Source organism: Acidobacteriota bacterium (genome assembly GCA_021161905.1).
Classification (GTDB): domain Bacteria; phylum Acidobacteriota; class B3-B38; order Guanabaribacteriales; family JAGGZT01; genus JAGGZT01.
Genome location: JAGGZT010000038.1, coordinates 1 through 12623, shown reverse-complemented (window position 1 = coordinate 12623; position 12623 = coordinate 1). Strand labels below are relative to the sequence as shown.

Genomic DNA, 12623 nt, shown 5'->3' with positions numbered 1-12623 from the left:
CCGATGATCCCCTTGATGGAGAAGGCGAAGAGGACAGCGGAGGAGATAGAACAGGGCTTTGATTTTGAGGCTCAGGTGGGGGTGATCCTTGGTTCGGGTTATTCCTCCTTGGTTTCGGAAGAGGAGCTGATTGCTCGTCTTCCTTATTCTGAGCTTTTCTTTTTCCCCGCTCGTGAAGGAGAAGCCCCGAAGGGGGAGCTTCTCCTCGCCGAGATTTCCGGAATAAAAGTGGTCATCTTCAGAAAAAGGCTTCATTACTATGAAGGCTTAGGGCTTCTTACCTCTTGTTATCCGGTCTTTCTCACGAAAAACCTTGGTGCGGATCATCTTCTCCTTACCAATGCTGCTGGTGCTCTTTCTCCTTCGCTTGATCCTGGCGATCTGATGCTCATTACCGATCATATAAACCTAATCGGCGATCCTTTGCTTGAGATACCGAGTGAATTACGCGACCCTCCTTTTCTTGATCTTTCCTCCTGTTATTATCCATCCCTGATCCAGTTAGGGGAGGAGATATTCTCCGAGCTAAACCTCAGAGGAAAGAAGGGGGTGCTGGTGGCGGTAAGTGGTCCTTCTTATGAGACCCCGGCTGAGGTGAGGAGGCTTAGGATGATAGGAGGTGATGCGGTCTGTATGTCCACCGTTCCTGAGGCGGTGGTGGCGTGCTATCTTGGGATTAAGGTTGCTGGTCTTTCCCTGATCTCGAATAGGGCAGGGCATCCCGCGCTCTCTCATGATGATGTGTTAAGGCGGGTTAGAGAACGAAGCGGAATCATCCGAAAGTTCATAAGGAGGTTCATCGCGAGATGCGGAAGATGAACGAACAGGAAGCGATTAAGCTTCTTGCCGAGGCGAGGAAGGCGATCGAGGTGAGTTATGCCCCTTGTTCCGGTTTTCGAGTAGGAGCTGCCATCCTTACCGGAGGAGGGAGGGTATATCGCGGAGCGAATATCGAATCTCCCTCTCTAACCCAGGTCTTCTGTGCCGAGCGAGTGGCGCTTCTTTCCGCCCTTATGGCTTCGGAACGAGATTTTATCGCCATTGCCATCGCGAGTGAGGGAGGAAGGCTTACTCCCCCTTGTGGTCTTTGTCGCCAGATGCTTTTTGAGTTTGCTCCTGATATATTAATTATTATGGAGGAGGAAGGGCGTCCCAAGATTATGAAGTTGTCCGAGCTTCTTCCCCTTCCCTTTGAGTTGCAAGAGTAGAAAGGAGGGTTCTCCGGTGAAGCTGGCTATTTTCTCTGATGTTCATGGAAATCTTGAGGCGCTTACCGCAGTTCTCAAGGCTGTGGAGGAAGAGGAACCGGATCGCTATATATTCCTCGGAGACATAGTTGGTTATGGAGCAAACCCCAACGAATGCTGTAAGCTGGTCTTCGATGTGGTTGATATGATGGTTCTTGGGAATCACGATGCTGCCTGTGTGGGTAAGCTCACCCTCCAATGGTTCAACCCAGTGGCGCAAGCAGCGTTGATGTGGACGATGGAGATTCTCGACGAGAGATACTTAAAACGGCTCTCCAAGGTGCCCTATAAGAGGAAAATGGGGGAGCTTTTCTTCTCCCATGCCCTTCCCCATAGACCGCAAAGCTTCGATTACGATGACAACCTTTTTAATGTGTTGACCTCGTTTGAGAAGTTATCTTCTCAGGTTTGGGCGTCCTTCTACGGACATAGTCATCGTGCCATAGCGTTTGCCAAAGCAAGGGAGCAGTCGAGCGACTTCAAAGTGTTACCTCCATCAGATCTTTATCTGGATAGAGATCTGGTATATCTCTTGAATGTGGGGAGTGTGGGGCAACCCCGAGATGGGGATCCGAGGGCTTCTTATGCCATCTACGATACCAGGAAGAAGTTCTTTACCGTAAAGAGGGTAGAGTACGATGTAGAAAAGGCGGGGGAGAAGATTTTAAAGGCAGGTCTTCCCCAGGTTCTCCGGGACCGTCTACTTATGGGGATGTGAGGACTATGAAGCGCTATTTGATCATAACCTTTGGTTGTCAGATGAATGTTCATGATTCCGAGGTATTGGGGGGTATTCTCTCCTCGATCGGTTTTCGCCCTGCATCATCCGAGGAGGAAGCGGATATCATCCTTTTAAATACTTGCAGTGTCAGGAAGAAGGCGGTGGACAAGGTGTTCACCAAACTTGGTAGATTGGCTAAATTAAAACGAAAGAAACCGGGTCTTATCCTGGGGGTGGTGGGCTGTACTGCCCAGCAACTTGGAGAGAAGATCATAAAGCGGGCGCCATATGTGGACCTTGTCTTGGGTACAGAGAGGGAGTTTGGCATAGCCGATCTCATCCCCAGAGTGGAACAAGGGGAGAAGGTGGTAGATATTACTATGGCTGGTTTTTCTCCCGAACCACCGACCGGATGTGTAAGGCGGGGCTCTGATTTTCAAGCCTATGTGACCGTTAGTAGAGGATGCAACAACTTCTGTTCTTATTGCATCGTCCCTTATGTGAGGGGGAGAGAGCGGTCGCGCCCGGCGAAAAGCATCTTAAAGGAAGTTAGGGAGCTGGCGGAAAAGGGATACAAAGAAGTCACCCTACTGGGACAGAATGTCAACTCCTACCGCGATCCCGATGACGCGAGGATAGATTTCGTCCGTCTTCTTCATCTGGTTCACGATGTTCCTGGTATTTCCTGGATCAGGTTTATCACCTCTCATCCCAAGGATTTTACCCGAGATCTGGCGAAGACAATGAAAGAGCTTCCCAAAGTTTGTTCTTATCTCCATCTTCCCATTCAATCGGGCTCAAGCCGGATACTCGCTTTGATGAATAGAGGATACACCAAGGAGGAGTACCTGGAGAAGATAGGGTGGGTGAAGGAGGAGCTTCCTGGAGTAACCCTAAGTAGTGATATGATCGTCGGCTTTCCCGGTGAGACCGACGAGGATTTTAAAGAGACGATGGATGTGGTAGAAAAGGTGCGCTTCGATGTCATCTTCTCCTTTAAGTACTCTCCAAGGCCCTTCACCAAGGCGGCGGAACTTCCCGACTCCGTTCCCAATGAGGTGAAGACCGCTCGCCTCATCGCCCTCCAGAGAAGGCAGAGGGAGATTCAGATCGAGCGGAATAAGGAGTTGGTGGGGAAGGAGCTCACCGTGCTGGTCGATGGGGTGAGCAAGCGGGATGAGAAGGCGGTTTCGGGAAGGACTGAGGGCAATAAGGTGGTCAACTTCAAAGGAGGAAGAGAGCTTATTGGCGAGTTTGTGCGGGTAAAGATCATCCGGGCTGGTCCCAATAGCCTTTATGGGGAGAGATTGGAATAACTTGACTTAGTAAAATTGAGGGATTATATTGAAGTAAAGCAAGATAGGGGAGGTAGGCAGATGGAGCTGGTGAAAATGGAGATAAAGGGATTGATGCTCGATCCGGTGAGTAATATGCCGATAGTCATCCTCAAAGAGGTTAACAGCAACCAGCTCCTCCCCATTTGGATCGGGGTATTCGAGGCAAACGCCATTATGATCCAGCTGGAGAACATATCCACCCCTCGTCCGATGACCCACGATCTAATGCGCAGCATCCTTGATCAGCTCAATGTGATAGTGGAGAAGATCGTGGTTACCGAGCTTAAGAATAATACCTACTTCGCCCTCATTCATCTTGAGGTGGATGGGAGGAAATATACCATAGATGCAAGACCCAGTGATGCCATTGCCCTTGCCCTCCGTACTGGGTCCCCCATCTATGCCAATCGTGAGGTCATAGAGCAGGCGCAGAAGATGGAGGTTTCTGAGGAAGGAAGCGAGTCGGAGAGAATAAAGAAGTGGTTTGAGGACCTTGACGCTGAGGATTTTGGCAAGTATAAGATGTGAACCCGCCTTTTTTCTATAGTCCCTTTTAGCTTCATTGACGGAGCTTTTTTTATTTGGTATAAGGGGGAAAATATCGCTTGCAGGAGGTGGAAAGAGACTGATGAACATCCTTTATGGGGCAAAGAGTTCCCTCGGTGCCGGGGTGCAACAGCAGACATTTAGTCTGATAAGGGAGCTCAATCGAAGAGGGCATAATGCCTTTTTAATAACCGAGCCGGGAAGCGAGTTTGAAGAGAGAGCATGGAGGAACAAGACCCCCATTTTGAGGAACAGTGAGGGGAGGGGAGTCCCCCTTTCCCCGAAGAAGTTGGCAAAGGCGGTTTCTGAGGAGGGGATCGAGGTAGTTCATCTCATTGGCTCTTCTCTCCTCAAAGTATTCTTGAAACTTAAAGAGAGGTTTTCCTCTCCCCCCCGGCTTCTTCTTTCCCAGTGGGTTCATATTGGTGGAGAGGAGCAGAAGCTGTTTCAATTGATGAACAAGGGGGTTATCGATCAGATCGTCGTTCCTACCCGCTGGCTGAGAAACGCCTTTATCGCTTCTGGCTTTGCCCCTACTTCCGTCTCCCTTGTCCCTCCCGGGGTAGACCTCATCCGGTTCGATTATAAAATCCCTCCTTATAAGTTTTATGAGGAATTCAACCTCCCCCCGGAGATGATACTTATCGGTTGCTTCAATGCGATCGAGGACGGTAAGGGACATGATGTGCTGATCGACGCGGCACCGAAGGTTATAGAGAAGGTTCCGGAAACAGTTTTCATCATCGCGGGTGAGGGTAAGAGAAAAGAGAAGATAGAGAGAAGGGTGGCTAAAGAGGGACTTGAGGAGAAGTTCATCTTTACCGGTTTCAGAGAGGATCTTCCTCATATCCTTTCCGCAATCAATCTCCTGGTTATGCCGGCGACCTCAGGGGTTTCTCCATCCTCTGTTTTGGAGGCGATGGCTATGGCTAAACCGGTGGTGGCAACCCAACTTCCGGGGATTACCGAGGTGGTGGCAGATGGAGGAAGCGGTATCCTCGTCCCCCCAGGCGATGCGGACGCTCTCTCCGATGCTATCCTCTCTTTGGTGAAGAGGAAGAACAAGCTTAAGAGCTTCGGCAAGAGGGGGCGGAAGATCGTTGAGGAGAATTTCGATATGAAGTTGATAGCCAAAGAGATGGAAAGGGTTTACGCCAAGCTCGTCGAGGAAGGGAAGTAGCTCGTTCAATGGCTCAAGCAATAAGGGTGCTCCACATAGATACGGAGAGGGAGTGGGGAGGAGGGGAGGAGCAACTTGTTCTTACCGTTTTGGGATTAGCGGAGCGAGGGTTCGATAACCTGATCGTAGCCCAGCCCAACTCTCCGCTTTCCTTCCGGGCACAGGAGGAGGGAATCCCCCTTTATGAGACCAGGATGAGGGGGGAGTTCGATTTGGCTGCTTCCCTCCGCATTGCCGGATTGGTGAGGAAGGGGAAGGTAGCGATCATCCACGCCCATACTGCCCATGCCGCCTTTATTGGTTTTATTGCTAAGAAGCTTTCTCCCGATGCAAAGCTTATCGTCCACCGCCGGGTAGCTCTTCCCATAAGGTTTCGCTTTAAGTATCGTTCTGCCGATATGGTTGTCGCCATCTCAAAACCGGTATCCCTTGTCCTGAGGGAAGCAGGTGTTCCGGAGGAAAGGATAAGGATAATCCCTGACGGTATCCCCTTTGATTTCAATATCGACCTGAACAACCTTTCTTTTCTCCTCGATAGGCTGAAGGTACGGGGGTGTTATCCCATAATAGGATCTATAGGGAGGCTCTCACCGCTCAAGGGATTTCGTTACCTCATCGAGGCAGCGGAGGAGGTGGTTCGTAATTACCCCGATGCCAAATTCCTCATCGCGGGTGAAGGTAAAGGGAGAGGGGAACTCGAGGCACTGGTAAGGAGAAAAGGGCTTACCCATTCAGTTAGGTTTTTAGGGTTTATCTCCAATATCTATGAATTCCTCTCCCTGGTCGATATATTCGTTCTTCCCTCTCTTTCCGAGGGTCTAAATACCTCGCTCCTCAAGGCGATGGCTTTAGGAAAACCAATTATCGCCACCCGGGTCGGTGGAGTGGTGGATGTGATCACTGACGGTAAGGAGGGGGTTCTTATTCCTCCAAAAGATAGTTCCGCTATCGCTAAAGCTGTATTGGCACTTCTTTCGTCGAAGGAACGGGCTAAGGAGATGGGGTTTGAGGGGAGGGAGAGGGCGAGGGAGTTTTCCATCGAAAAAACAATAGATGAAACCGCCCGCCTTTATTATGAGTTGATGGGAGATGGGAAATAGAGAGAAGCTCTCCGTCGTAATCATCACCAAGGATGAGGAGGAGAATATCGAGGAAGCCCTTTCCTCGGTATCCTTTGCTGACGAGATCGTAGTGGTAGATGCTTTATCCTCCGATCGGACGGTGGAGATAGCGAGGAGGTTCACCGATAAGGTTTTCCTTCGGGAGTGGAAGGGTTATGTCGAGCAAAAGAACTTTGCCCTGGCTAAGGCGCGTTTCCCCTGGGTTCTTTCTCTCGATGCCGATGAAAGGGTGACGCCAGAGCTTGCCCGGGAGATAGAGGAGGTCCTTTCGGCAAGGGATAAAGCGGATGGCTATTTCATACCGCGGAGGGTGTTTTATCTCGGCAGATGGATAAGATATGGGGGTTGGTATCCCGATTACCAGCTTCGATTGGCGAGGAGGGAGAAAGCTCGGTTCGTTGGTGGCTCGGTACATGAGGTGATGAGGGTTGAAGGAAAGACCGAGCGTCTTTCTTCATTTCTTCTCCATTTCACCTACAAGGACATAACCGAGCACATCGAGCGGATGAACCTCTATACCAGCCTCGTCGCCTTCGATAGAAAAAAGGAGGGAAGAAGACCGAGCTTGCTTAAACTCATCTTCTCCCCTCCACTTTCCTTCATCAAAGGTTATATCATTAAGCTCGGTTTCCTCGATGGCATTCCCGGTTTTATCATTGCCTTCCTTTCCTCCTGCTACACCTTCTTGAAGGAAGCGAAGCTCTTTGAGCTTTACCGCTCAGAGAAGGATTAATGCTTAAGTTCGTTAAAGACCACTTTCCCCCGGACGATGCTCATCACCGGTGCTCCCCTGAGGCGGAAGCCGGCAAAGGGGGTGTTTCTGCTCTTCGATTTGAACTTGTCGGGATCAACCTCCACCGTTTTGGTGAGATCGAGGATGGTGATATCCGCATCTGCCCCGATGGAAAGGGTTCCCTTGTCTATTCCAAGGATCTTTGCTGGATTTATGGTGAACATCTCGATTATCCGATTTAGGGGTATCTTCTCCCGGTGGACGAGCCTGTCGAGCGCCAGGGAGACCGCGGTCTCTAAACCGACGATGCCAAAAGGAGCGAGATTGTACTCCACATTCTTCTCATCAGCAGTATGGGGGGCGTGGTCCGAAGCAATGGCGTCGATAACCCCTTCCCTTATCCCTTCGATTAGAGCTGAGACATCTTCCTTACTTCTAAGCGGTGGTTTCATCTTGGTGTTGGTGTCGAATGAGGTAACCGCTTCATCGGTAAGGGTGAAATGATGCGGGGTGACCTCGCAGGTTACCTTTATCCCTTTCTTTTTTGCTTCCCTCACCAACTCCAGGCTTCCCCGGGTGCTCAGATGAGCGATATGGAGCTTCCCCTTGGTATAGTCAGCCAGGATGATGTCCCGTGCCACCATCACTTCCTCAGAAGGAGCAGGGATGCCGGTGAGTCCAATGAGAGTTGAGTAGTATCCCTCATGCATTACCCCTTTTCCCGTGATGTCCAGGTCTTCACAGTGATCGATCACCGCGATGTCGAACATCTTGGTGTATTCAAGGACACGACGCATCATCCGGGCGCTCTTGATGGGATTACCGTCGTCAGAGACAGCGACAATACCTCGCTCCCTCATCTCGCCGATCTCGGCAATCTCCTCCCCCTGAGAACCTTTGGTAGCAGCACCGATGGGATAGACATTAACCACTCCCTCCTCTTTTGCCTTCTTTATTATGAAGTCGGTTACCGCCCCAGAGTCGTTTACTGGATCGGTGTTCGGCATACAGGCGACGGAGGTGAAACCACCGTGAGCTGCCGCCTCGGTTCCCGTCTTTATCGTCTCCTTCTCCTCCTGCCCCGGTTCGCGAAGATGGACATGCATATCGATGAACCCGGGGGCAACGATCAGCCCGGATGCATCGATAACCTCAGCTCCTCCTTCTATCTTTGCTTTGATCTCTTTGACCTTTCCGTTTTCAATGAGGATGTCCAGGGTTTCGTCTATCCTGTTGGCGGGATCTATAACCCTGCCGTTTTTAATGAGCAACTTCCTCATATCTCCCTCCACTTAGTAGATAAAGGATGGCCATCCTTACAGCAACGCCATTGGTGACCTGTTCCAAGATCACCGAATAAGAGCCATCGGCAACCTCGGCTGAGAGCTCTACCCCTCTGTTTATGGGTCCCGGATGCATTATGATGACATCCTTTTTTGCCAGCTTTACCCGTTCTGGAGTGAGCTGGAACAGCCGGCTGTATTCAGCAAGCGATGGGATGAACGATTTATCCTGTCTCTCAAGCTGAACCCGGAGCATCATTATCACATCGCACCCTCTCACCGCCTCCTCGATTTTGATGTGTACTTTTACTCCCAGCTTTTCGATCTCCGGGGGGATATAGGTGGGGGGACCAGCGACCACCACCTCTGCTCCCATTTTGGTGAGAAGATGGATGTTGGACCTCGCCACCCGGCTATGAGAGATATCCCCAATTATCGCCACTCTCAACCCGGAGAGCTTCCCCTTCTTTTCCCTGATAGTGAAGGCATCGAGCAGTGCCTGGGTTGGATGCTCGTTCGCCCCATCTCCGGCATTTACGATCGAAGCACGACATATCTTAGCGAGGAGATGCGGTGCTCCTGGGGCGGAATGGCGGAGGATTATGATATCGGGATACATCGCCTCCAGGTTCTTCGCCGTATCCACCAGGGTCTCTCCCTTGAGGATGCTGGAACTCGCTGCCGCTATATTCAGGGTGTCGGCGCTCAACCTCTTGCTTGCGATCTCGAATGAAGTTCTCGTCCTCGTGCTTGGCTCTAAGAAGAGGGTTACCACCGTCTTCCCTCGGAGGGCAGGAACCTTCTTCACCTCCCTGGTGGATATCTCCTTGAAAGCCTTAGCGGTATCAAGGATCAAGCTTATTTCTTCAGGGGAGAGCTCCTTTATCCCCAGAAGGTCTTTTCTCTTTAGTGGCACTTATTCTCCTCCTTTGTTATTTAGTGATCTTATCACCACTAAGTCCTCCCCATCCTCCTCGGTGAGTCTCACCTCAACGAGCTCCTTCAAGGAGGTGGGGACATTCTTCCCTACATAGTCCGCCCGGATTGGTAGTTCCCGATGTCCCCGATCAATGAGCACTGCCAGCTGGATCGACCTTGGCCTGCCGAAATCGATCAGGCTATCGAGAGCAGCTCTGACCGTCCTTCCGGTGAAGAGGACATCGTCAACCAGCACCACCTTCTTATTGGTGATGGGAAAGGGGATCTTGGTTTCCTTCACTATCGGCTGAGGACCGATCACCGTGAGGTCATCCCGGTAGAGGGTTATATCGAGGATACCTACCTTAATCTTTTTCCCCTCTATCTCTTCGATCTTCTCCGCCAGCCTTTTGGCTAAGGAGACCCCCCTCGTCCTTATTCCGATAAGTACTAAGTCGTCCACCCCTTTATTCCGCTCTATTATCTCGTGGGCGATTCGGGTTATGGTGCGGTCTATCCGCTCCTTATCCATAATCCTTGCCTTTATCTCGCCTCCCATCTTCCCTCCTTTTACTTATGGATTTTTCAGGCTAAAAAAAAACCCCGTTTCCCGGGGTATTGCTTCCTTTTTTATCTCTTTTTCTCACTATAACCTCCTATTCTTTCCGGTATCGCCGTACCTGGTTAAAAGAACAGGACTGCGTTTTTTCTATCCTAACACATCTCCCTCCTCTGTCAAGGAAAAAGTGAGGAAATTTCAGCTTGATTTTTAGCCGATTTATTCTCTATACTTGAACCCCGATGAATGATAACCAATACCTCATAAAGGCGAAGGTAATCGAGAACTTGCCCCTTTCCCCAGGATATCATCGCCTCGCCTTCTATGCTCCGGAGATAGCGGAGGTTTCTTCCCCGGGACAGTTCCTCCTCATCAGGGGATGGTCCGGTTATGATCCCTTTCTTCCTCGCCCTATGAGCATAAATGAGCTCCACTATGAGAAGGGGAAGCCTTCTGGGGTGAGGATCCTCTTCCGGGTGGTGGGAAGGGGAACGAAGCTCTTTTCCCTCCTCTCCCCGGGTGATGAGGTTAGCTTACGGGGTCCTTTAGGGAATGGTTTTCCACTTTTGGGAGAAGGAAAGGCGATGCTCGTTGCCGGGGGGATAGGCGTTTCCCCGCTTCTTTTTCTCGCGAACAAGCTTAAGGGTGCGGGGGTCGATGCCGAGTTGTTGATAGGTGGGAAAGGAAGAGAGGATCTATTACTTCTTTCCTCGTTTGAGAACCTTGGGGTGAAAGTCGAGATCACCACCGAGGACGGAACCCAGGGAAGAAAGGGAGTAGTGACGGAGCTTCTTGAAGAGAGGCTATCCCAAGGGGAGAGGGGAACGATCTATGCCTGTGGACCAGAGGGTATGCTCAAGGAGGTGGCTCGTCTCTCTTTGAGATATGGATGCGAGGCATATCTTTCCTTGGAGCGGAGGATGGCTTGCGGTATCGGAGCCTGTCTCGGCTGTGCGATCCCAATAAAAAGGGAGGGAAAGCGGGAGATGGTCCGGGTCTGCAAAGAAGGACCAGTTTTCCCGGCGGGTGAGGTGATATTCGATGAGTAAGGTGAACTTAGCTGTCGATCTCAATGGGTTGAAGCTCAAGAATCCGATCCTCACCGCCTCGGGTACCTTTGGCTATGGGCTTGAGTATGCCCCCTATCTCGATCTTAACCGGTTGGGCGGAGTTGTGGTGAAGGGACTCTCCCTCTGGGAGGAGGAGGGAACATCCCCCCCTCGTATCTGGGAGACCGCTTCCGGTATGTTGAATGCCATAGGGCTTCAGAACATTGGGGTTGAACGATTCATTGCGGAGAAGCTCCCTAAGTTGAAGGAGTATGACACCGCGATAATAGCCAACATCTGGGGGAAAACCATAGATGACTATCTGAAGGTAGCGGAGAGGTTGGAGAAGGCGGGGGACATCTCTGCTCTCGAGGTAAACATCTCTTGTCCCAATATAAAGAAGGGTGGAATGAGCTTTGGTGTTTCTCCGGATTCTGCTTATGATATTACCTGTAGGCTGAATGAGGCGACTTCCCTCTTTCTAATCGTCAAGCTTAGCCCCAATGTAGCCGATATCAAGCCGATAGCAAAAGCGGTGGAAGAGGGGGGGGCAGATGCGCTCTCCCTTATAAACACACTCATCGGGATGGCAGTGGATGTGGAGACGAAACGCCCCCGCCTTAAGAATATCACAGGAGGGCTTTCCGGTCCTGCTATCAAGCCGGTGGCGTTGAGAATGGTTTACGAGGCGATAAAAGCGGTGCAAATACCCGTAATTGGGATCGGGGGGATTATGGACCTTTACGATGTCCTTGAGTTCCTCATCGTTGGAGCAAGGGCGGTTGAGATAGGAAGTGCCAATTTTGTAAATCCCCGGGTTACTATAGAGATAATCGAAGCTTTAGAGGGGTACCTTGAGGAAAAGGGTATCCCCGATGTAAATGAGATAATAGCCACCCTCGAGGTTGAATGAGGTAGATGAGGATGGAAGCTCGAAGGAGGATAATCGTAGCTCTCGATCTTCCCTCTTCCGAGGAGGCGTTTTCCCTTATCTCCCGGCTCAGGGGAAAGGTGGGGATGTTCAAGATAGGAAGCGAACTCTTCACCACTGCTGGTCCCGAATTCGTGCGAAAGGTGGTTGCCCTGGGAGAGGAGGTGTTTCTCGACCTCAAGTTTCACGATATTCCGAATACGGTGGCGAAAGCGGGTATTTCTGCGGCGAGGCTTGGCGTTTTTATGTTCAACCTCCATGCCACCGGGGGGAAGGAAATGCTCGTACGCGCCTCCTCCGAGGTGAGGGAGTATTGCGAAAAAGAGAGCCTTCGCCCCCCTAAGATACTGGCGGTAACCATACTCACCTCTCTTAATAAGGAACTGGCAAGCGAAGTGGGCTTTTCCGGTGAGATTCTCGATTTAGTGAAGAAACTCTCCGCCCTCGCTCGCGAAGCAGGGCTCGACGGTGTGGTATGCTCCCCTAAGGAGATAGAGGTGGTGCGGGCGGAATGTGGGGGAGATTTTTTGATCGTCACCCCGGGTATAAGGCCCCTGTTTGCTTCGGCAGACGACCAGAAAAGGATAACCACACCGAGGGAAGCTCTTGATGCCGGCGCTGACTACTTGGTGATAGGACGCCCGATAACCAAGGCATCCTCTCCAGAGGAGGCGGTGGAGGCGATTATCTCTGAGATAAGTTGAGATGGATTTTTCCTCACTCGAAGAGAAGATAGGCTATACCTTTTCCGATAAGAATCTTTTAAGAAGAGCACTTACCCATCGCTCTTATCGTTATGAGCAGCAGGAGGAAGGGGATAACGAGCTTCTCGAGTTCTTAGGCGATGCTATCCTTGGCTTTGTGGTGAGCGATCTCCTCTTTCGTCAGTTTCCTGAGGCAGAGGTAGGAGCTATCGTCAGGGAGAAGTCCTATCTGGTGAGCGCTCGTATTCTATCACGCAAAGCGCGAGAGTTGGGGCTTGGTGACTTCCTTTTGAT

General features: G+C 51.0%; 15 protein-coding genes. 12 read left to right on the top strand and 3 right to left on the bottom strand.

Features of this window, described 5'->3' with window-relative positions:
• The first annotated feature begins 3 nt into the window (after positions 1-3).
• The 8 genes from J7L64_05050 (at position 4) to J7L64_05015 (ending at position 6885) form a co-directional block, all read left to right on the top strand.
• Positions 4-819 carry a purine-nucleoside phosphorylase gene (locus J7L64_05050; protein ID MCD6451710.1) on the top strand — a complete coding sequence of 272 codons (816 nt, stop codon included), beginning with the start codon at positions 4-6 and terminating at the stop codon, positions 817-819.
• The gene (locus J7L64_05045; protein MCD6451709.1) at positions 807-1208 is read left to right on the top strand and encodes a cytidine deaminase; all 402 of its coding nucleotides are present in this window, start codon (positions 807-809) and stop codon (positions 1206-1208) included. Before J7L64_05050 ends, J7L64_05045 begins: the two co-directional genes overlap by 13 nt.
• Positions 1209-1224: 16 nt before the next feature.
• Positions 1225-1965 carry a metallophosphoesterase family protein gene (locus J7L64_05040; protein MCD6451708.1) on the top strand — a complete coding sequence of 247 codons (741 nt, stop codon included), beginning with the start codon at positions 1225-1227 and terminating at the stop codon, positions 1963-1965.
• 5 nt (positions 1966-1970) lie between these two features.
• Positions 1971-3284 carry a tRNA (N6-isopentenyl adenosine(37)-C2)-methylthiotransferase MiaB gene (gene miaB / locus J7L64_05035; protein ID MCD6451707.1) on the top strand — a complete coding sequence of 438 codons (1314 nt, stop codon included), beginning with the start codon at positions 1971-1973 and terminating at the stop codon, positions 3282-3284.
• Positions 3285-3344: 60 nt separating this feature from the next.
• A complete protein-coding gene (locus J7L64_05030) occupies positions 3345-3833 on the top strand; it encodes a bifunctional nuclease family protein (protein MCD6451706.1) in 489 nt (162 codons plus the stop codon).
• Positions 3834-3933: 100 nt separating this feature from the next.
• Complete coding sequence (locus J7L64_05025) at positions 3934-5031, top strand: glycosyltransferase family 4 protein (GenBank protein MCD6451705.1); 1098 nt, start codon at positions 3934-3936, stop codon at positions 5029-5031.
• An 8-nt stretch (positions 5032-5039) separates the two neighbouring features.
• Positions 5040-6131, top strand: coding sequence for a glycosyltransferase (locus J7L64_05020; protein MCD6451704.1), 1092 nt, complete (start codon positions 5040-5042; stop codon positions 6129-6131).
• Positions 6121-6885, top strand: coding sequence for a glycosyltransferase family 2 protein (locus J7L64_05015; protein ID MCD6451703.1), 765 nt, complete (start codon positions 6121-6123; stop codon positions 6883-6885). The genes J7L64_05020 and J7L64_05015 overlap by 11 nt, the downstream gene beginning before the upstream one ends.
• Here J7L64_05015 and J7L64_05010 read toward each other — a convergent pair.
• From J7L64_05010 to pyrR, 3 genes are read right to left on the bottom strand one after another with little or no spacing between them, the layout of a single operon-like run.
• Positions 6882-8165 carry a dihydroorotase gene (locus J7L64_05010; GenBank protein ID MCD6451702.1) on the bottom strand — a complete coding sequence of 428 codons (1284 nt, stop codon included), beginning with the start codon at positions 8163-8165 and terminating at the stop codon, positions 6882-6884. The two genes, J7L64_05015 and J7L64_05010, sit on opposite strands and share 4 nt — an antisense overlap.
• Complete coding sequence (locus J7L64_05005) at positions 8146-9084, bottom strand: aspartate carbamoyltransferase catalytic subunit (GenBank protein ID MCD6451701.1); 939 nt, start codon at positions 9082-9084, stop codon at positions 8146-8148. The genes J7L64_05010 and J7L64_05005 overlap by 20 nt, the downstream gene beginning before the upstream one ends.
• Positions 9085-9645, bottom strand: coding sequence for a bifunctional pyr operon transcriptional regulator/uracil phosphoribosyltransferase PyrR (pyrR, locus tag J7L64_05000; protein ID MCD6451700.1), 561 nt, complete (start codon positions 9643-9645; stop codon positions 9085-9087).
• Positions 9646-9887: 242 nt separating this feature from the next.
• On the opposite strand from pyrR, the gene J7L64_04995 reads away from it, so the two are divergent.
• The 4 genes from J7L64_04995 to J7L64_04980 all read left to right on the top strand — a co-directional run.
• Complete coding sequence (locus J7L64_04995) at positions 9888-10694, top strand: dihydroorotate dehydrogenase electron transfer subunit (protein MCD6451699.1); 807 nt, start codon at positions 9888-9890, stop codon at positions 10692-10694.
• Positions 10687-11607 carry a dihydroorotate dehydrogenase gene (locus J7L64_04990; GenBank protein ID MCD6451698.1) on the top strand — a complete coding sequence of 307 codons (921 nt, stop codon included), beginning with the start codon at positions 10687-10689 and terminating at the stop codon, positions 11605-11607. The genes J7L64_04995 and J7L64_04990 overlap by 8 nt, the downstream gene beginning before the upstream one ends.
• Before the next feature lie 5 nt (positions 11608-11612).
• Positions 11613-12329, top strand: coding sequence for an orotidine-5'-phosphate decarboxylase (pyrF, locus tag J7L64_04985; protein MCD6451697.1), 717 nt, complete (start codon positions 11613-11615; stop codon positions 12327-12329).
• A gap of 1 nt (position 12330) precedes the next feature.
• Positions 12331-12623: ribonuclease III (locus J7L64_04980; protein ID MCD6451696.1), on the top strand; the 293-nt coding region annotated here is incomplete at its 3' end.

Excerpts from the sequence above, each read along its gene's own strand:
- J7L64_05050 (MCD6451710.1), top strand. The coding sequence starts at position 4 with ATGATCCCCTTGATGGAGAAGGCGAAGAGGACAGCGGAGGAGATAGAA.
- J7L64_05045 (MCD6451709.1), top strand. The coding sequence starts at position 807 with ATGCGGAAGATGAACGAACAGGAAGCGATTAAGCTTCTTGCCGAGGCG.
- miaB (MCD6451707.1), top strand. The coding sequence starts at position 1,971 with ATGAAGCGCTATTTGATCATAACCTTTGGTTGTCAGATGAATGTTCAT.
- J7L64_05030 (MCD6451706.1), top strand. The coding sequence starts at position 3,345 with ATGGAGCTGGTGAAAATGGAGATAAAGGGATTGATGCTCGATCCGGTG.
- J7L64_05025 (MCD6451705.1), top strand. The coding sequence starts at position 3,934 with ATGAACATCCTTTATGGGGCAAAGAGTTCCCTCGGTGCCGGGGTGCAA.
- J7L64_05020 (MCD6451704.1), top strand. The coding sequence starts at position 5,040 with ATGGCTCAAGCAATAAGGGTGCTCCACATAGATACGGAGAGGGAGTGG.
- J7L64_05015 (MCD6451703.1), top strand. The coding sequence starts at position 6,121 with ATGGGAAATAGAGAGAAGCTCTCCGTCGTAATCATCACCAAGGATGAG.
- J7L64_05010 (MCD6451702.1), bottom strand. The coding sequence starts at position 8,165 with ATGAGGAAGTTGCTCATTAAAAACGGCAGGGTTATAGATCCCGCCAAC.
- pyrR (MCD6451700.1), bottom strand. The coding sequence starts at position 9,645 with ATGGGAGGCGAGATAAAGGCAAGGATTATGGATAAGGAGCGGATAGAC.
- J7L64_04995 (MCD6451699.1), top strand. The coding sequence starts at position 9,888 with ATGAATGATAACCAATACCTCATAAAGGCGAAGGTAATCGAGAACTTG.
- J7L64_04990 (MCD6451698.1), top strand. The coding sequence starts at position 10,687 with ATGAGTAAGGTGAACTTAGCTGTCGATCTCAATGGGTTGAAGCTCAAG.
- pyrF (MCD6451697.1), top strand. The coding sequence starts at position 11,613 with ATGAGGATGGAAGCTCGAAGGAGGATAATCGTAGCTCTCGATCTTCCC.